Here is a 17,718-nt window from a genome sequence, read left to right as displayed (position 1 = left end):
CCGGTTAGCGTGAAGCCATGACCACGTTCGACCTCGACCGGCAGTCCCTGCTCGTCCTCGACCCGATCGTCGCGAAGACCACCGCGGCGGACCTCGACCGGCCCACGCCGTGCGCCGGCTGGACGCTGGCCGACCTGCTCCGTCACCAAGTCAGCGAAAACCACGCCTTCGCCGAAGCAGCACGCAACGGCTCCGCGAAGGACTGGGACAGCGGTCAACTCGGCGAAGACCCGTACGCCGCGTACGCAGCTTCGGTGACCGACTACCTCGCCGCATATGGCGAAGCGGACGTCGCGGAGCGCCAGATCGCCATCAACACCTTCGGTACCTTCACGGGCACAGTCGCGATCGCGATGCACCTCGTCGACACCGTCGCGCACGGCTGGGACCTGGCCAAGACACTCGACGTCGCGTACGACCCGGTGCCGGAAGCGGTCCACGCCGCCCTGCAGTTCGCGCTCATGATCCCGACCGACCCGAAGGCCCGAATCGAGCGCGGAACCTTCGCGCCGGTGGTGCCCGTCAGCACCGGCGAAAGCGAACTGGACCAGCTCCTCGGCCTGCTGGGCCGCGACCCGGAATGGCGGGTCAGCTGACCTTGTCCGCCGGGGCCGACCAGGTGTCGCAGGCAGCGGGGCCGGCTCCGGTGTAGCCGGCCTTCGCCCAGGTCAGCTGGTTCGCGCGGGTGCCGTGGTCGCCGCTGTCGTCGGCGCGGCCGTAGTCGGCGACAGCGGCGTTCGCGGTGGCCCGGCTGATCGACCCGCGATCGGACGCGGCGTGAAGGAACAGCGCGCCGAAACAGTTGGCCTGCAGCTCGATCCGGCGCACGACGGCCTTGTCCGCTTCGCTGGTCGGCTCCGGCGAACCCATCTCGGCGCTCGCCGCGTCGAGAATGCCGCTCTCCCGCTGGACGTGGTGGCCGTACTCGTGCGCAAGCGTCGCCAGGTGCCGGGCACGGCTCAGCCCGGCGTCCGCCAGCATCCAGTCGGTGGGCGCGTAGATCGTGGCGTCGCCGCCGCAGTAGTACGCGACCGCTTCGTCCCGGGACGGCGCGTTGCCGCAGGCGCTCGTTTTCGGCAGCGTGACCGACACCTTGACCGGCAGGTTCGGCTCGTCCGCTTTGTCCAGCGCCGGCTGCCACGCCTGCTTCAAGCAGGCGACCAGCGCGGTGTAGAACGTCTTGAGCTGCTCCGGGTCCCGGCTCAGCTCCGGCAGGTCGCACGACACGGGACCGAGCGCGACCCCCTCGGCCAGCAACGGGTTGCCGCTGAGCTTGCGCACCGGTTTGGCGTCCTGGCGGTCCGGCATCGCGTCGGCGTCCGGAGCCGCGATCGCGTGCCCGGACACCTCGTGCGGCACGACGGCCATCAGCGCGAGCGTGCCCGCGACGATCGCCACCGCGGCGACCGCGCCCAGCGCTCGGCCCGTCCTTCGACGCGGCGGCGGTGGCTGCGGCCACGAGCCTCCGGCGTAATACGTCATTCCTCCCCCTCCCGGCCAGCATACGGAGACCGCGAGCCGCTCTGGATCACGAAACGGGAACGCCGGGCTCCTGGCCTGATTCGCGACAGGCAGCGAGACTGGGCGCTATGACTGTCGAAGATCCGTACCTGTGGCTGGAAGACGTGACGGGCGACGAGGCGCTCGAATGGGTCCGTTCGCGCAACGCGGAGACGCTGGACGTGCTCACCGCGAGCGAGAGGTTCGGGCAGCTGCGGGACTCGATCCGCGAGGTGCTCGACGCGGGCGGCCGGATCCCGTACGTCGCGCGCCGGGGGACGCACTACTACAACTTCTGGCAGGACGCCGAGCACCCGCGCGGGCTGTGGCGGCGCACCACGCTGGAGCAGTACCGCACCGGCGAACCGGACTGGGAGATCCTGCTCGACGTCGACGCGCTCGCCGCGGCCGAAGACGAGAACTGGGTCTGGAAGGGCGCCGCGGTGCTGCGCCCGGGGCACCGGCTCGGCCTGGTCCAGCTGTCGCGGGGCGGCGCGGACGCGACCGTCGTCCGCGAGTTCGACCTCGACGCGCACGAGTTCGTCGAGGACGGCTACACCCTGCCCGAGGCGAAGCACCGGATCGGGTGGATCGACGCCGACCGGGTGTACATCGGAACCGACTTCGGCCCGGGCTCGCTCACCACGTCGGGGTATCCGCGGCTGGTGAAGGAATGGCGGCGCGGCACCCCGCTCGAAGACGCGGTGCTCGTCGCCGAGGGCAAGCCGGACGACGTCGCGGTGATGGCGGTCCACGACCCGACCGAGGGTTTCGAACGCGATTTCGTGCGCCGCGCGATCGACTTCTACCGCACCGAGTACTTCGAGCGCACCCCGTCCGGCCTGGCCAAACTGGACCTGCCCGAGGACGTCGAGGTCTCCACGCACCGCGAATGGCTGCTCGTGCACCCGCGCAGCGCGTGGACCGTCGGCGGCGCCGAGCATCCCGCGGGCACGCTGCTCGCGATCCGCTATGACGCGTTCAAGTCCGGCGACCGCGACTTCGCCGCGCTGTTCACCCCGGACGCGCACACGTCGCTGGACTACTACACGTGGACCCGCAACCACTTGCTGCTCGCGACGCTGCACGACGTCAAGTCGGAGCTGCGCGTGCTGACGCCGGGCCCGGACGGCTGGGCCGAGGCGGAACTGGGCGGCGCGCCGGAATTCGGCAGCGCGCAGATCGTCGACACCGAACCGGACGTCGACGACGAGTACCTGGTGGATTCCTCCAGCTACGTCCAGCCGTCCACGCTCACCCGAGGCGTCGTCGGCGGCGACGTCGAGGTGCTGAAGCAGGCGCCGGCGTTCTTCGACGCAAGCGGGATGGAGGTCAGCCAGTACTTCGCGACGTCGGACGACGGCACGAAGATCCCGTACTTCGTGGTCCGCCCGCCGGGTGCGGAAAACGGCCCGACGCTGCTGTACGGCTACGGCGGTTTCGAGGTTTCGCTGACCCCTTCGTACGGCGGGGTCGTCGGCCGGTCCTGGCTGTCGCGCGGCGGCACGTACGTGGTCGCGAACATCCGCGGCGGCGGCGAGTACGGGCCGGACTGGCACATGCAGGCGGTGAAGGAGAACCGGTACAAGGCGTTCCAGGACTTCGCCGCGGTGGCTCGCGATCTCGTCGCGCGGGGCATCACGACGAAGGAACGGCTGGGCATCCAGGGCGGCAGCAACGGCGGATTGCTGATGGGCGTCATGCTCACCAGCTACCCGGAGCTGTTCGGCGCGATCGTGTGCCAGGTGCCGCTGCTCGACATGAAGCGCTACCACCTGTTGCCCGCCGGGGCCTCGTGGATGGCCGAATGGGGCGACCCGGACGTCCCGGAAGAGTGGGAGTACATCTCGAAATACTCGCCGTACCACAACGTTTCGGCGGACGTCGGCTATCCGCCGATCCTCTTCGTGACCTCGACGCGCGACGACCGCGTGCACCCGGGGCACGCGCGCAAGATGGTCGCCCGGATGCGCGAGCAGGGCCACGACGTAGAGTACTTCGAGAACATCGAAGGCGGCCACGGAGCGGCCGCGGACAACGAACAACTCGCGTTCCGTTCGGCTGTCGCGTACGAATTCCTCTGGTCGAAGCTTTCCTAGACCAGACCCCGGGGCCGCGCCCGCACACGCGGCCCCGGGCGTACCGACGGCTCTCTGCGGACCTCCGCGAGGGCTAGTTCGAACCGTGCCCAGGCGTCGGTGACGAATGCGAGCCACGGCACCCCGAGCCGTCGCAACGCGCGTCCGTGACCGACTAGTACGCCGCCGGTTTCCAGTACTGCTCTGGCTCGCCACTTCACCGTGGCCGCGATTCTCTGCCGCCGCAACCGGTCCACGTGATAGCTGAGCCGCCGTTCCACCCCGGCGAACACACGCGCGGCGACCTCCGCGGTGACGGCGTCGCGGGCGCCGTCCCGCAGCGCGCGGTAGTAGCCGAGCGCGAGGACGTCGGAGACCAGCTGGCCCATCACGTCGCTTTTCCCTGGCCGGCCAGCGGTTTCGAGCAACTGGTCGACCAGTTTTGCCTGGTACCGCTGGTCTTCCGCGGTCAGCTCGTCCGGCGTTTGCCGGAACCGCCGGACGCTGCGCGCCACCACCGGATCCAGCCGCGCCCCGCTCCCCCACGCCGGCTGCGGCCGGATCTTCCGCCGCCGCGCCTCCGCCTCGAACACCGCTTTCCAGTCCACGGCGGTCATGCTGCCGCCTGGATGTGCCGTTGCGGCGGGGAGGTTGTGGAGATTCGGTGGAGCTCCGGAAGAAGCAGCGCGGCGACCGCCTGCCCGGGATCAGTTTCCTCCGCGGTTCGCCCAGATCGTCCGCCGGATCCAGTCGGCGTAAGCAGGAACGCTGCTGTACAGCCCCGGTCCGCCCGCACACGCCGCCCGCGCGGTGCCCGGCCCCGAAGTGACCCCGATCAGCTCCCATTGCCAGCCAGGTCCGCGCCGAATCTGCGGACCGCCGGAGTCTCCGATGCACGCCATCGCCTCCGGCTTCGGGCTGACCGTGCACAACCGCGTCCGCCCCGCATAACCCGGGCCGCATTCGGATTCCGCACCGCGCCGGACGTCCAGTTCCTGCAATCGTTCAGGGAACCGTGCCTGCTTGAAGTCGTACGTGTCGACGGTGGTGCCGAAGCCCAGCAGTCGCGTCGGCGTACCGGGCTCACCCGGCCGCGAAGCCAGCCGGATCGGCTTGTCGGCGACCGGACGGTCCAGTTTGATCAACGCGACGTCGTCGCGGTTGAAGGGATTGGTCTCGCTCTGCAGCGCGTAACCCGGATGCGGGATGACCTGCGCGATCCTCCGGACGGTTCCGCCGGAATGCTGTCGCTCGCTGCCGATCCGGACGGTGCCGTCCGGCGTCACGAGGGACGCGTCCACGCAATGCCCCGCGGTCACGACCCACTGGGGATCGACCAGCGAAGCACCGCACACGCCGCGGTCGCCGGTCTGGTTGACCCTCTCCTGGACGGATGCCATGAACGGGTAGCGCTGCGTCGAATCGCCGCCCTTCACGATCGCCTCGGCAGTGCCGGTCGAAAACAGGGTGGCGCACACCGCTGCGGCCATCGTCACGGCGACCGCCCGGCGGCCGGAAGACTTGATCACGGAGAAGTCCTTTCCTTCAGCTCGCGACCAGCCTGCCGGGTCAAGATCATCCGGACCATGCGGCCAGCCCGCCTCCCCGCGGTAGGGCCCGCCCCCGTTCTTGTCTCTGTACCTACTAGTATGTACGCTGAGGTCATGTCCACCAGAGACCAGCTCATCGCGAGCACTCAGGACCTGCTGTGGGAGCGGGGGTACGTCGGCACCAGCCCGAAGGCGATCCAGCAGCGGGCGGGGGCCGGGCAGGGCAGCATGTACCACCACTTCACCGGCAAGGCAGACCTGGCGCTCGCCGCGATCCGGCAGAACGCCGACGATCTGCGTGCCTCCGCCGAGGCCGCGTTCGCCCAGGGCACGACCGCGGTCGACCGCGTTTCCGCCTACCTGCTGCGCGAGCGCGACGTCCTGCGCGGCTGCCCGGTCGGCCGGCTGGCTTTGGATCCCGAGATCGTCACGAACCCGGAATTGCGTGCGCCGCTGGAGGAAACGTTCGACTGGCTGCGCGGCCGTCTCGCCGAAGTGCTCGCCGAGGGCATCGCCAACGACGAACTGCCGAGCGACCTCGACCCAGCCGCGACGGCGACCACGCTGGTCGCAGTGCTGCAGGGCGGGTACGTCCTCGCCCGCTCGTCGGGGACGGTCGAGCCGTTCGACCAAGCGATCCGCGGCGCACTCGCCCTCCTCGGCAGGCGGTGACCCGTCGATGTACGCGATGCAGTACGAGATCGACCTGCCTGCCGGTTACGACATCGAGCACCGGGTCGCCACCCGCGGCCACCGCACCGACGCGTTCCCCGGGCTGGGCCTCAAGGCATATTTGGTACGCGACAATCGATACGCGCCGTTCTACCTGTGGACCGACACTGCCGGAATGAGCCAATTCCTCTGGGGCGGCGGCGGATTCGACGGCATAGTCCAGGATTTCGGCCGACCACCCGTGCAGCATTGGACCGGCGCGAGCTGTCTTGCCGGTCCGGCGCGAGCTGTCTCCCCGGGGTTCGCGACCAAACGCACGGGAAAGTTTTCGGAAAGCATCGACCGCGAACTAGCCGAAATCGCGCAACTGTCCCAAAACCCGGCCGTGCACACCACCGCGCTGGCCGTCGACCCGCGGCGCTGGGAAACCGTGCGCTTCACCCTCTGGACCACCACCCCGGACGAGGACAGCGACGTCCAGTACCGGGTGCTTCACCTGTCCCAACCGAATCTCGACCAGCTGAACTGAGAGGTCCCCCATGCCGCTCGTCCGCATCGACGTGCTGTCCGAACCCAACGCCGACCGTCTCCCCGCCATCGGCGAAGCCGTGCACCAGGCGATGACCGAAACCATCGACGTCCCCGGCGACGACCGATTCCAGATCTTGAACAGCCACGCCGCCGACCGCCTGCGGTACGACCCCGGATACTTGGGCGTCCACCGCGACGACGACATCGTGTACATCGCCATCACCTTGCGCGCCGGCCGCACGAACGACCAGAAAACCGCGCTGTACCGGCGGGCGACGGAACTCATCGCCGAGTCGACGGGGATCGAGCCGAGGAATGTGTTCTTCAGTTTGACGGAAAACCACGAGGTGGACTGGTCGTTTGGCGAAGGGGTCGCGCAGATGCTGCCCTGAGCGGTTCTCGGGCTGGCTCGGGAACGGTCGACGGCTCCGCTTCCGAACACCGCCAAAGCACCGCTCGCCTCGACAAACTAATGAAAGACCGCATAGCGGCGTCCAAAACCGCGAGTACGACAAGCTCGAAGAGATCGCGGTGCGACTTTCGCGGTCTTCCATGAAGACCTGCTGCCAGCGCCAGTGGACACTCCTGGGAACGCCCGAAGGGGCGTCTGCTCCATCAGCAGACGCCCCTTCGAGAGCGTGAATCAGCTGCAGCCCGAAGTAGCCCCGCAGCCCTCGCAGGCGTAGCACGATCCGGCGGGCCTCATCTTCGTTCCGCAGGTCATGCAGAGCGGTGCGTCCGCCGCCTTGCCGAGGTGGAGTTCCATCAGCTCGGCCGTGCTGTGCGCGTCAGGCGCCGAGGTGTCCGATGCGGACTCTTCCGCGCGGGCGGGCGACGAGTCCACGCTGCTGCGCAGCGCCTCGATCTCGAGGTTCTGCCCGCCGTAGTTCGCCTCGACCTCCGCGGAGCGTTCGTCCGCGGTGAAGATGCCCAGCTGGGCCCGCTTTTCGTACGGCAGGTAGTCGAGCGCCAAGCGGCGGAACAGGTAGTCCATGACGCTCGTGGCGATCCGGATGTCCGGGTCGTCGGTCATGCCCGCCGGTTCGAAGCGCAGGTTGGAGAACTTCGAGACGTAGAACTCGAGCGGGATGCCGTGCTGCAGGCCGACCGAGATCGACATCGAGAAGGCGTCCATCACGCCGGACAGCGTGGAACCCTGCTTGCCGAGTTTCACGAAGATCTCGCCGAGGCCGTCGTCCGGGTACGAGCCCGCGTGCAGGTAGCCCTCGGCGCCGCCGACGGTGAACGACACCGTCTGGCTCGGGCGCTTCTTCGGCAGGCGGCGGCGCACCGGGCGGTATTCGACGACCTTCTCCGGCTCGGTTTCGGCCGCGGCTTCCTTCTTCTTGCCCGTGGACAGCGGCTGGCCGACCTTGCAGTTGTCGCGGTAGATCGCGAGCGCCTTGAGGCCGAGTTTCCAGCCCTGGAAGTAAATCTCCTCGACGTCCTCGACCGTCGCCGACTCCGGCATGTTGACCGTCTTCGAGATCGCGCCCGAGATGAACGGCTGGACCGCGGCCATCATCCGCACGTGGCCCATCGGCGCGATCGACCGGTCGCCGACCGCGCAGTCGAACACCTCGTAGTGCTCGGGGCGCAGGCCCGGCGCGTCGACCACGTGGCCGTGCTGCGCGACGTACTCGACGATCGCCTCGACCTGCTCGCCCTGGTAGCCCAGCACCCGCAGCGCGCGCGGCACGGTCTGGTTCACGATCTGCATCGACCCGCCGCCGACGAGCTTCTTGAACTTCACCAGCGAGAAGTCCGGCTCGATGCCCGTGGTGTCGCAGTCCATCATGAAGCCGATGGTGCCGGTGGGCGCGAGCACCGAGGCCTGCGCGTTGCGCCAGCCGTTGCGGGTGCCGAGTTCGATGCCCTGCTGCCACTCCTGCGACGCGAGCGCGCGAACCGCCGCGTCGTTGCCGTGATAGGTGCGGACCAGCTCGTTGGCCGCGGCGTGCTTGCGCATGACGCGCTGGTGCGCCTCGGCGTTGCGGGCGTAGCCCTCGTACGGTCCGACGACGCCGGCCAGCTCGGCCGAACGACGGTAGGACACGCCGGTCATCAGGGACGTGATCGCGGCGGCGAGCGCGCGGCCGCCCTCGGAGTCGTACGCGTGGCCCAGCGCCATCAGCAGCGCGCCGAGGTTGGCGTAGCCGATGCCGAGCTGGCGGAACTTGCGCGTGGTGTCGGCGATCGGCTCGGTCGGGAAGTCGGCGAAGCAGATCGAGATGTCCATCGCGGTGATGACGAACTCGACGGCCTTCGCGAACAGCGGCGCGTCGAACGTGCCCTCTTCGGACACGAACTTCAGCAGGTTGAGCGACGCGAGGTTGCAGCTCGAGTTGTCGAGGTGCATGTACTCGCTGCACGGGTTGGACGCGGTGATCCGGCCCGATTCGGGGCAGGTGTGCCAGTCGTTGATCGTGCTGTCGTACTGGATGCCCGGGTCGGCGCATTCCCACGCCGCCTGCGCCATGCTGCGGAACAGCTTCTTCCCGTCGGTGCGGTCGATGACCTCGCCGGTGAGCCGGGCGCGCAGGCCGAAGTCCGTGCCGTTCTCGACGGCGTGCATGAACTCGTCGGAGACGCGGACCGAGTTGTTCGCGTTCTGGTACTGCACCGAGGAGATGTCGGAGCCGGAGAGGTCCATGTCGAACCCGGCGTCGCGGAGGACCTTGATCTTCTCCTCTTCGCGCGCCTTGGTCTGGATGAACTCCTCGATGTCCGGGTGGTCGACGTCGAGCACGACCATCTTCGCCGCGCGCCGGGTGGCGCCGCCGGACTTGATGGTGCCCGCGGACGCGTCGGCGCCGCGCATGAACGAGACCGGGCCGGACGCGGTGCCGCCGGAGGTGAGCAGTTCCTTCGAGGACCGGATGCGGGAGAGGTTGAGGCCCGCGCCGGAACCGCCCTTGAAGATCAGGCCTTCCTCGCGGTACCAGTTGAGGATCGACTCCATCGTGTCGTCGACGGCGAGGATGAAGCAGGCGGACACCTGCTGCTTCGAGGACGTGCCGACGTTGAACCAGACCGGGGAGTTGAAGCTGAAGACCTGGTGCAGCAGCATCCAGGTGAGCTCGTGCTCGAAGATCTCGAGGTCGGACGGACCGGCGAAGTAGTCGTGTTCCGCGGCGGCCTTCACGTAGGTGCGCACCACGCGGTCGATGAGCTGCTTGAGGCTGCTCTCGCGCTGCGGGCTGCCGACCGCGCCGCGGAAGTACTTGCTGGTGACGATGTTGGTGGCGTTGACCGACCAGAACTCGGGGAATTCGACCCCGCGCTGCTCGAAGTTGACGCTGCCGTCGCGCCAGTTCGTCATGACGACGTCGCGGGTCTCCCACGCGACCTCGTCGTAGGGGTGGGTCCCCTCGGTGGTGAAGACCCGCCGGACGGTGAGGCCCTTGTTCGGCTTCTGGTTCTGTCCGGCCGCAGCGCCGGTTCCCACGGTTTCGGTCATGCGGTCCTGTCCCTCGCTCCCCGCGACCCGGTGACGGCTCAGTCGTCGCCGGCGCGCTCGCCTTCCTGGTCCTCCGCAGTTCCCGCCATGGCTTTCCGCAGGTCGGAGATCTCCTTCTCGAAGTCCTCGACCGAGGAGAAGGAGCGGTAGACGCTGGCGAACCGGAGATACGCGACGCCGTCCAGCTCCCGCAGCGGACCGAGGATGGCGAGGCCGACCTCGTGGCTGGGGATCTCGGCCAAGCCGGCGGAACGGATCGACTCCTCCACGCGCTGCGCGAGCTTCTGCAGCGCGTCGTCGTCGACCGGACGGCCCTGGCAGGCCCTCCGCACGCCGTTGACCACCTTGTCCCGGCTGAACTGCTCGGTGGCTCCGGACCGTTTGACCACGGCCAGCACCATCGTCTCCGACGTGGTGAAACGCCGGCCGCATTCGGCGCACGAACGCCGCCGCCGGATCGCCTGTCCCTCGTCCACCTCTCGGGAGTCGACGACCCGAGAGTCCGCATGCCGGCAGAACGGGCACCTCATCCGCCGATCACCTTCCCCTCCGCGCCGGTCGATTCCTGTCCCAACCGGCCCCTGCCGCCACGCTACGGCCTGGACCGCGGTCACCGCGCGCGACCCCGCGCCTGGTGATCGACTTGTGGACATCCGGTGGGCAACTGCCGGCCGGCTGTGGACAACTGCCGCCAGTCTACCCCTACCCGTGGACCAACTACAGCGGTGTAACTACTAGATATAGGGGTAGACCATAGATCGCCTCCGGGGCGGGCGCAAGAAACCCGAGAGGGTGAAAGACCGGTTGCGCAAGATGCGACCGGGTGGTTTCCGACCGTCATCATCCGGCAGAACCCGGTCCTTCGCTCGTTTCGCCCGCCGATTCGCTTGCCGAACCGTTGCCGGACCAGGCGACCGGCACGGTGAGCGGCATTCCGGGCAGCAACGCGGTGTCGTCGAGGTTGTTGAGCTCCTTGATGCGTTCGACGACCGCGCCCTGGTCGGCGTTCGGCGCGAACCGGGCGGCGAGCGCGCCGAGCGAATCGCCGGGCTGAACGGAGACGGACGCGGTCCGCGACGGCACCGGGCCGCTGGACGCTCCCGAGCCGAAAACGCCGAGCCCGGTGACGATCAGGCAGGCCGCGAAGGCGATCGCGAACAGCCACGGCCACCGCACCGACGGCCTGGTCGCGGTCTGGCAGGCCACGCCGCCGCGACGTCCGGCGACGACCCGCGCCCGGGACGGCGGCCGCAACGGCTCGCCGCGCCGCTCGCGCGCGGTGCGTCCGGGGTTGGCCGGGACGGCGGCGGGGATGTGCCGGATCGCGGTGCGTCGGCGAGCTTCGCGGACGGGGGCCGCTTCGGTTTCGACTGCGGCGGCGATGGACCGGACCGCAGTGAGGCCGCGCGCCTCGCGGGACTTGCGGGCGGGGGCTTCTTCGATTTCCACCGCGGAGGGGGCTGACGTCTGGAACCCGGCTCGTTCGGAAGTGGCCGACGTCTGGAATCCGGCCCGTTCGGAGAGGGCCGACGTCTCGAATCCGGCCCGTTCGGAGAGGCCTGACGTCTGGAATCCGGCCCGTTCAGAGGGGACTGATGCCTGGAATCCGGCTCGCCTGGAGGGGGCCGACGTCTGGAACCCAGCCCGCTCGGCGGACCGGACGGCCCCGGAACGCAGTTCGGCGGCCTCGCTCTCCGTCGCCCGCGCACCTCGCTCGTCCGAGGACGCGAAACCGGCGGACTCCATCGCCCGCGCGCCTCGCTCGTCCGAGGACGCGAAACCGGCGGACTCCGCCGACCGCGCACCGGCTCCCCCGGCGCTGCGACCGGCCGAACTGCCCGGCGCGGACCTCCGGGAATCAGCCAACTCACCGCCGGCGAGCCCAGCCTCGGCAGCCGCCCGCCAGGCGCGCCGCCGGCCGGGCTCGCCGCGCGAGCCTCCCCGGAACTCGCCCGCACCCCGGCTCCGCCGCGAGTCGCCGCGACCGGTCTCGCCGCGCGAGCCCTCGCCGGATCGGTCCGCACCAGGGCCGCGCCGGGAACCGGCCCGGCCGCGAAGCTCCACCACCTCGCCGGAACCGGCCGCCAGGCCCGGATCAGCGCCGGAATCCTCCGGAACACCATCCTTTCGGGTGGCATCGATGTTCTCCGTACGCCGCCGCGACCGGCGCGCCGGACCGTCGGACCCAGGCCCCCTCCGGACCGGGACCGCCCCTTCCGACGCACCGCCGCCCTCGGCGGGGCAGTCGGCGGGGACGGGCCGAAGCGGGCGGACGAGCCCGCGATCTGCCAGGATCGACATGACGGAACCTCCTCGTGACCTGCGGATCCGTCCGGTCCGGGCCGTACACCTGCGCCGCAGCGGTCCAGATCGAACAGGCGTTCTATCGAACGTCCGTGCGAAGGTCTACCACCCCGCACCGACAAAATCGAGAGGACACGGCGTGTCGATCGAACAGATGTTTGAAATCGACGCGCGCGGTGGCTAACGTCGGTGACCAGGACATCTGCCGGACCGGCTCCGGCGGGTGCCGCCGGACGGGCGTTCGCGGAAAACGCGGACCTCGGACCGGCGCACGCGGATACGCGCGGGACGCCGACACGGCGACCGCGGGACGGCTGGAGGCGACGCAGCGTTGGAGAAGGACACGGTGAAGGGCACCGCGGCGAAGGGGGCCAAGACGGCCTCGCGAGGCAAGGCGTCCGCACAATCCGCGCGCGAATCCGGCCACGAGAGCACGGGGAAGGTGAGCGCCATGCCGGAGGTGTACGACGTGGACGAGACGCTGACCGTCCGCCAGCAGCAAGTGCTCGACGTCATCCGCACGTGGGTGAGCCGCTTCGGCTACCCGCCGAGCGTGCGCGAGATCGGCGAGGCGGTGGGGCTGACGTCCACGTCGTCGGTGTCGCACCAGCTGCGCGCGCTGCAGCGCAAGGGCTACCTGCGCCGCGACGCCAACCGGCCGCGGGCGGTGGGCGTGCTCGCGTCCACGGACGACAACCCGATGGGCATCGAGATGGACCAGCAGCCGTCCGTCCCGAAGGCGGCGTACGTGCCGCTGGTCGGACGGATCGCGGCAGGCGGTCCGGTGCTCGCCGAGCAGGCCGTCGAGGACGTTTTCCCGCTGCCGCGCGAAATCGTCGGCGAGGGCGAGCTGTTCCTGTTGAGCGTCACCGGCGATTCGATGGTCGACGCCGCCATCACCGACGGCGACTGGGTCGTCGTCCGGCAGCAGCCCGCCGCGGAGAACGGGGACATCGTCGCCGCGATGATCGACGGCGAGGCCACGGTGAAAACGTTCAAGCGCAAGGACGGGCACGTGTGGCTGATGCCGCACAACGAGGCGTACGAGCCCATTCCCGGCGACGACGCGTCGATCCTGGGCAAGGTCGTGGCGGTCCTGCGCCGTCTCTGACCGGCTCGCTGACCCGCGTCTCGTGAGCGGCTATGCCGGTTCTAACCGGCATAGCCACTGACGAGCTCTTAGCCCGGACCAGGACAGGCCCTCAGGTTTTGGTTGATGGCGCGTTCGCCAGCGGGCGTTGCGATTGCGAGCCGGGTCAGGAGCGGCGGCGTTTCCGCGCTAGCAGGAACAAGGCGGCGAGAACGACGACCGCGGCTACCCCTGCGGCAGGAATGAGCGGGAACCCACCGGCGTCTTCCTCAGCTGGTTGCGGAGTAGCGGCACCGCCGGGCTTCGGCGCGGGCGCGTTCGGCGTAACCAAGGCAGTCGCGTTTTTGATCGCCCGCACCGGTTCGCCGACCCCTTCGCTCCCGGACAGCAGAGTGCCGTCCGGTTCGAATGCAATGGCTTCGCCCTGTTTCTCATTCGGCAGCGGAATGCGCACGGGCTCTCGTTGCAATGCTGCCGCAACATCGCCGTCCGGGGCCGCGTACAGGTACGCGTCCGTGTAGGTCCGCAGGGCGATGACTTGGCCGTCCGCGCTGGTCGCACCGCCGGTGATCAGCGCCGAACCGAATGAGCCGACCGGACCGCCCGGCGTGTCGGTGTTGCGGACGCGCAGGGTGCCGACCTGCTCCAGTTTCGTCGGGCCGGGAGCCTCCAGCGGAGCCGAGGGCTTGTAGACCTTGGAAACGCCCAGCAAGTCCTTGGTCACCAGGAACGGCGTGCCGGACTGGTCCAGGACCAAAGCTTCGGTGTCGTGCGGACCGTCCGGATAGGTCAGGCGATGCACGACCGCGGCGCCGCCGGACGGTTTCAGCTCCAGCAGGGCTACCGTTTCGCGTTTCGCGCGGTTGTCGCCGGTGTCCGAGAGCCAGAGAGTGCCGTCTTTGCCTCGGGCGAGGTCTTCGACGTCGTACGGGTCCGTCGGGTCGGTTAGGACGTCCTTCACCTGGCATTTCCGGTCCAGGACGAAGACCTGTACCTGGGTGCCGCCGTCGTTGATGGCGTACCACTGCTCGCCGTCGGAAACCAGGCCGGACAGCTCGTTGAGGCGCTTGTCCTTGACCTGACACAACGGTTCCGGGGCAGGAGCCGCCGCAGCCGGGACCGCGCCCGCGAGCATCAGGACAGCCGTCAGTGCCAGGACGACCCGCACCAGTTCACCTCCGTAGTGCACGACCCGCTCGGGCCGTGCACTACGGAAGACGTTCAGAGCGCCGAGGCGTTGGTCTCGAACGCCCGCAGAGCGGCGGCGAGGTCCGGACGGACCCGCACCTGCAGGCGCGTGCCGTCGGCGACGTGCTCCTCTTCCAGCACCTCGCCCTCCGCGTGCGCCCGCGACACGAGCTCGCCCCGCGCGTACGGGACCAGCACGTCGATCACCGTCTCCGCGCGCGGCAACCGCTCGGCCAGTACCTCGGCGAGGTCGGCCACGCCCGAACCGGTGCGCGCCGAGATCTGCACCGAACCGGCCAGCGCGTGCCGCAACCGGGCGAGGGTGACCGCGTCGGCCGCGTCGGCCTTGTTGATCACCAGCAGTTCCGGCGGGAGCGGCTCCTTGCGGCTGCGGGTGATCTCGGCGAGCACCTCGCGCACCGCGTTGACCTGGTCCTCCGGCGCCGGGTCGGAACCGTCGACCACGTGCAGGAGCAGGTCGGCGTCGGCCGCCTCCTCCAGCGTCGAGCGGAACGCGTCCACCAGCTGGTGCGGCAGGTGCCGCACGAACCCGACGGTGTCGGTGAGGGTGAACGTGCGCCCGTCGGCCGTCTGCGCCCGGCGCGTGGTCGGGTCGAGGGTGGCGAACAGCGCGTCCTCCACCAGCACCCCGGCCCCGGTCAGGGCGTTGAGCAGGCTCGACTTGCCGGCGTTGGTGTAGCCGACGATCGCCACGCTCGGCACCTCGTTGGCCACGCGCTTGCCGCGCTTGGTCTCGCGGATGGTGTCCATCGCGGCGATCTCCCGGCGCAGCTTCGCCACGCGCTTGCTGATCCGCCGCCGGTCCGTCTCCAGCTTCGTCTCACCAGGTCCGCGCAGGCCCACGCCGCCGTTCGCGCCGCCCGCGCGGCCACCGGCCTGCCGGGACAGCGCCGAACCCCACCCGCGCAGCCGCGGGACGAGGTACTGCAGCTGGGCCAGCTCGACCTGCGCCTTGCCCTCCTTGGAACGGGCGTGCTGGGCGAAGATGTCGAGGATCAGGGCGGTCCGGTCGATCACCTTGACCTTGACCTTCTCCTCCAGCTGGCGCAGCTGGCCGGGCGAAAGCTCGCCGTCGCAGATCACCGTGTCGGCGCCGGTCGCCACGACTATGTCGCGCAGCTCGCGCACCTTGCCGGAGCCCACGTAGGTCGCCGGATCGGGCTTCTGCCGCCGCTGGACGATGCCTTCGAGCACCTCCGAGCCCGCCGTCTCGGCCAGTCGCGCCAGTTCGGCCAGCGACGCCTCGGACTGCTGGGCGGTGCCTTCAGTCCACACGCCGACCAGCACAACGCGCTCCAGCCGAAGCTGCCGGTACTCGACCTCGGTGATGTCTTCGAGCTCGGTCGACAGGCCCGCGACCCGGCGCAGTGACGCGCGGTCCTCGAGCTCCATCTCCCCGACCGAGGGGTCGTAGGGGTCGTTGTCGTCGTAAAAGTCTTCGTGTGTCTGTTCTGTCATCGTGCCTCCATGGTCCCACGTTTCGGCGCGGGAGCCGAGCGGATTACCTGCTGGGATAAACCGAGACGTACACGGCGGTGCGTTCCGCGGCCGGATCGCGAGGCCTGGCCTTGAATTCTTCGAGCAGTCCGTCGAGCCGCCGCTTGAACTCCGCGACGTCCTCCGCGCCCACCTGGACCACGAGCCGGGTCGTGTCCGTCGTCGCCAGGTCCGCCTCCGCCATCTCGGCCAGATAGGCCTCGAGCATCGCCTCGTTGACCACGAGGGGATCCGCGTCGCTGTGGTCCAGCTGCCACGAAAGCCCGCTGGACAGGTACGGGATCTCCTTCGCCCCTCGCGCTCCCCGTCGCGGCTCCTGCGGAACAAGAAAACCGGTCTCGACCAGCCGCCTCACGTGATGCAGCGTGGTCGCCGGGTCGCGGCGCAGGCGCGCCGCCAGCTCCTTGTTCGTCATCGCCTCGAAGGTGGTCAACCGGATGATGCGCAGCCGTATTCCGGACGCGAGCGCGGCCGCCTCGGCTTCGGTGGAGGGACGTCGGTTCAGCGGCATCCGAGCAGCCTAGACAAAGTGATTGACTCTTTCCAATCACTCGGCAACACTCGATCGGGTGCGTCGAGACTCGTTGTTCTTCCACGCCGACTTCCGCAGGCTGTGGGCCGGGGACACGGCGAGCCAGCTGGGGATGTTCGTCGGCATCACCGCCATTCCGCTGCTCGCGGCGGTCACGCTGGCCGCCACGCCGTTCGAGATGGGGCTGCTGACCATGGCCGAGACGCTCGGCTTCCTGGTCGTCGGCCTGCCCGCGGGCGTCTGGGTGGACCGGATGCGCAAACGGCCGCTCATGCTCGCCGCCGACCTGGTCCGCGGGATCCTGCTGCTCAGCATCCCGCTCGCCTGGTGGGCCGGCGTGCTCACCATGGCGCAGGTGCTGGTGGTCGTGCTGCTCGTCGGCTTCGCGACGGTCTTCTTCGACGTCTCCTACCAGGCGTATCTGCCCGCGCTGGTCGGCCGCGAAAAGCTGCTCGAAGGCAACGCGAAGCTGCAGGGCGTGCAGTCGTCGGCGCAGATCGCCGGACCGAGTCTCGCCGGCGTGCTCGTGCAATTCGTCGGCGCGGCCAGCACGGTACTGCTCACCGGGCTCGGCTACCTCACGTCCGCGCTGTGCCTGTGGCGCATCCGCACCGTCGAGACCCTCCCGGAGCGCACTGAGCACGACCGTCTGGTGCCGCAGATGCTGGAAGGCCTGCGGTTCGTCGTCGCCGACCGGCCGCTGCGCGCGATCGTCGCCTGCACCGCCACGTCGAACCTCTTCAGCGGAGTGGTGCAAGCCGTCGAGGTGCTGTATCTGACCCGCACCGCCGGACTGAAACCGGCCGAGGTCGGCGGCCTGCTCGCGGCGAGCGGCGTCGGCGGCATCACGGCCGCGCTGTGCGCCGGTCCGATCATCCGGAAAATCGGGCAGGCCCGGTCGATCTGGCTGGTCCCGGTCCTGTTGTGGCCGGGCGGGATCCTGGTCCTGTTCGCCGCGCCGGACTGGCGGATCGTGCTCGCCGGGCTGGGGATGGCCGCGTTCGGGTTCGGCGTGATCCTCTACAACATCGCGCAGGTCTCCTACCGCCAGGCGATCACGCCGGACCGGCTGCTGGGCCGGATGAACGCGAGTGTCCGGTTCATCGTGTGGGGAGCGCTGCCGCTCGGCGGGCTGCTGGGCGGCGGGCTCGGCGAATGGCTCGGGCTCGCCGGAGCGCTGGCGATCGGGACGGCCGGGCCGGTCGCGGGCGCGCTGTGGGTGCTCTGCTCGCCGCTGCGGCGCATGCGGGACCTTCCGACCGGCACGGAAATGGCTGTACCCGCGCCGTAAAGTG

At 69.6% G+C, this 17,718-nt stretch carries 16 protein-coding genes; 7 read left to right on the top strand and 9 right to left on the bottom strand.

Annotation, left to right across the window (positions count from 1 at the left end; all coding sequences use genetic code 11):
- Nucleotides 1-17: 17 nt before the first annotated feature.
- A complete protein-coding gene (locus ACZ7OI_RS29340) occupies nt 18-596 on the top strand; it encodes a TIGR03086 family metal-binding protein (RefSeq protein WP_470267371.1) in 579 nt (192 codons plus the stop codon).
- Here the strand turns inward: ACZ7OI_RS29340 and ACZ7OI_RS29335 are convergent.
- Nucleotides 589-1,482: a neutral zinc metallopeptidase gene (locus ACZ7OI_RS29335; RefSeq protein WP_470267370.1), complete on the bottom strand. Its 894-nt coding sequence runs from the start codon at nt 1,480-1,482 to the stop codon at nt 589-591. The genes ACZ7OI_RS29340 and ACZ7OI_RS29335 overlap by 8 nt on opposite strands.
- 107 nt (nt 1,483-1,589) lie before the next feature.
- Between ACZ7OI_RS29335 and ACZ7OI_RS29330 the strand changes: the two genes are divergently transcribed.
- Complete coding sequence (locus ACZ7OI_RS29330; RefSeq protein WP_470267369.1) at nt 1,590-3,599, top strand: prolyl oligopeptidase family serine peptidase; 2,010 nt, start codon at nt 1,590-1,592, stop codon at nt 3,597-3,599.
- Here ACZ7OI_RS29330 and ACZ7OI_RS29325 read toward each other — a convergent pair.
- Nucleotides 3,596-4,195 carry a hypothetical protein gene (locus tag ACZ7OI_RS29325; protein WP_470267368.1) on the bottom strand — a complete coding sequence of 200 codons (600 nt, stop codon included), beginning with the start codon at nt 4,193-4,195 and terminating at the stop codon, nt 3,596-3,598. The two genes, ACZ7OI_RS29330 and ACZ7OI_RS29325, sit on opposite strands and share 4 nt — an antisense overlap.
- Nucleotides 4,196-4,285: 90 nt before the next feature.
- Entirely contained in the window at nt 4,286-5,107 is an 822-nt protein-coding gene (locus ACZ7OI_RS29320) for a S1 family peptidase (RefSeq protein WP_470267367.1), read from the bottom strand.
- A 135-nt stretch (nt 5,108-5,242) separates the two neighbouring features.
- Here ACZ7OI_RS29320 and ACZ7OI_RS29315 point away from each other — a divergent pair, with 135 nt between their 5' ends.
- From ACZ7OI_RS29315 to ACZ7OI_RS29305, 3 genes are read left to right on the top strand one after another with little or no spacing between them, the layout of a single operon-like run.
- Complete coding sequence (locus ACZ7OI_RS29315) at nt 5,243-5,800, top strand: TetR/AcrR family transcriptional regulator (RefSeq protein ID WP_470267366.1); 558 nt, start codon at nt 5,243-5,245, stop codon at nt 5,798-5,800.
- A gap of 7 nt (nt 5,801-5,807) precedes the next feature.
- Nucleotides 5,808-6,329 (top strand): DUF4865 family protein, encoded by a 522-nt coding sequence (locus ACZ7OI_RS29310; RefSeq protein ID WP_470267365.1) that lies wholly within the window; start codon nt 5,808-5,810, stop codon nt 6,327-6,329.
- A gap of 10 nt (nt 6,330-6,339) precedes the next feature.
- Entirely contained in the window at nt 6,340-6,723 is a 384-nt protein-coding gene (locus ACZ7OI_RS29305; protein WP_470267364.1) for a tautomerase family protein, read from the top strand.
- Nucleotides 6,724-6,974: 251 nt separating this feature from the next.
- Here ACZ7OI_RS29305 and ACZ7OI_RS29300 read toward each other — a convergent pair whose 3' ends face one another.
- The 3 genes from ACZ7OI_RS29300 to ACZ7OI_RS29290 all read right to left on the bottom strand — a co-directional run bounded on the left by ACZ7OI_RS29300 (nt 6,975) and on the right by ACZ7OI_RS29290 (nt 12,092).
- Nucleotides 6,975-9,791 (bottom strand): vitamin B12-dependent ribonucleotide reductase, encoded by a 2,817-nt coding sequence (locus ACZ7OI_RS29300; protein ID WP_470267363.1) that lies wholly within the window; start codon nt 9,789-9,791, stop codon nt 6,975-6,977.
- Nucleotides 9,792-9,829: 38 nt separating this feature from the next.
- Entirely contained in the window at nt 9,830-10,321 is a 492-nt protein-coding gene (gene nrdR, locus ACZ7OI_RS29295) for a transcriptional regulator NrdR (RefSeq protein ID WP_037809784.1), read from the bottom strand.
- Nucleotides 10,322-10,631: 310 nt separating this feature from the next.
- Entirely contained in the window at nt 10,632-12,092 is a 1,461-nt protein-coding gene (locus tag ACZ7OI_RS29290) for a LysM peptidoglycan-binding domain-containing protein (protein ID WP_470267362.1), read from the bottom strand.
- A gap of 454 nt (nt 12,093-12,546) precedes the next feature.
- On the opposite strand from ACZ7OI_RS29290, the gene lexA reads away from it, so the two are divergent.
- Nucleotides 12,547-13,206 (top strand): transcriptional repressor LexA, encoded by a 660-nt coding sequence (gene lexA, locus ACZ7OI_RS29285; protein ID WP_037716852.1) that lies wholly within the window; start codon nt 12,547-12,549, stop codon nt 13,204-13,206.
- Nucleotides 13,207-13,351: 145 nt separating this feature from the next.
- Here lexA and ACZ7OI_RS29280 read toward each other — a convergent pair whose 3' ends face one another.
- From ACZ7OI_RS29280 to ACZ7OI_RS29270, 3 genes are read right to left on the bottom strand one after another with little or no spacing between them, the layout of a single operon-like run.
- A complete protein-coding gene (locus ACZ7OI_RS29280) occupies nt 13,352-14,353 on the bottom strand; it encodes a hypothetical protein (protein ID WP_470267361.1) in 1,002 nt (333 codons plus the stop codon).
- A gap of 53 nt (nt 14,354-14,406) precedes the next feature.
- Complete coding sequence (gene hflX / locus ACZ7OI_RS29275; protein WP_344267952.1) at nt 14,407-15,852, bottom strand: GTPase HflX; 1,446 nt, start codon at nt 15,850-15,852, stop codon at nt 14,407-14,409.
- 43 nt (nt 15,853-15,895) lie between these two features.
- Nucleotides 15,896-16,402: an ArsR/SmtB family transcription factor gene (locus ACZ7OI_RS29270; RefSeq protein WP_470267360.1), complete on the bottom strand. Its 507-nt coding sequence runs from the start codon at nt 16,400-16,402 to the stop codon at nt 15,896-15,898.
- A 58-nt stretch (nt 16,403-16,460) separates the two neighbouring features.
- On the opposite strand from ACZ7OI_RS29270, the gene ACZ7OI_RS29265 reads away from it, so the two are divergent.
- On the top strand, nt 16,461-17,714 hold the full coding sequence (locus ACZ7OI_RS29265; RefSeq protein ID WP_470267359.1) for an MFS transporter: 1,254 nt from the start codon (nt 16,461-16,463) through the stop codon (nt 17,712-17,714).
- The last annotated feature ends 4 nt before the right edge of the window (nt 17,715-17,718 follow it).

Source organism: Amycolatopsis sp. NPDC114503, from assembly GCF_055633655.1.
The sequence above is the reverse complement of the archived record's forward strand: the minus strand, read 5'-3'. Positions and strand labels throughout refer to the sequence as shown.

Coding starts and splice junctions, on each gene's coding strand:
- ACZ7OI_RS29315 (WP_470267366.1), top strand. CDS start 5,243: ATGTCCACCAGAGACCAGCTCATCGCGAGCACTCAGGACCTGCTGTGG.
- ACZ7OI_RS29330 (WP_470267369.1), top strand. CDS start 1,590: ATGACTGTCGAAGATCCGTACCTGTGGCTGGAAGACGTGACGGGCGAC.
- ACZ7OI_RS29290 (WP_470267362.1), bottom strand. CDS start 12,092: ATGTCGATCCTGGCAGATCGCGGGCTCGTCCGCCCGCTTCGGCCCGTC.
- ACZ7OI_RS29270 (WP_470267360.1), bottom strand. CDS start 16,402: ATGCCGCTGAACCGACGTCCCTCCACCGAAGCCGAGGCGGCCGCGCTC.
- ACZ7OI_RS29335 (WP_470267370.1), bottom strand. CDS start 1,482: ATGACGTATTACGCCGGAGGCTCGTGGCCGCAGCCACCGCCGCCGCGT.
- ACZ7OI_RS29300 (WP_470267363.1), bottom strand. CDS start 9,791: ATGACCGAAACCGTGGGAACCGGCGCTGCGGCCGGACAGAACCAGAAG.
- hflX (WP_344267952.1), bottom strand. CDS start 15,852: ATGACAGAACAGACACACGAAGACTTTTACGACGACAACGACCCCTAC.
- ACZ7OI_RS29310 (WP_470267365.1), top strand. CDS start 5,808: ATGTACGCGATGCAGTACGAGATCGACCTGCCTGCCGGTTACGACATC.
- nrdR (WP_037809784.1), bottom strand. CDS start 10,321: ATGAGGTGCCCGTTCTGCCGGCATGCGGACTCTCGGGTCGTCGACTCC.
- ACZ7OI_RS29305 (WP_470267364.1), top strand. CDS start 6,340: ATGCCGCTCGTCCGCATCGACGTGCTGTCCGAACCCAACGCCGACCGT.
- ACZ7OI_RS29325 (WP_470267368.1), bottom strand. CDS start 4,195: ATGACCGCCGTGGACTGGAAAGCGGTGTTCGAGGCGGAGGCGCGGCGG.
- lexA (WP_037716852.1), top strand. CDS start 12,547: ATGCCGGAGGTGTACGACGTGGACGAGACGCTGACCGTCCGCCAGCAG.
- ACZ7OI_RS29340 (WP_470267371.1), top strand. CDS start 18: ATGACCACGTTCGACCTCGACCGGCAGTCCCTGCTCGTCCTCGACCCG.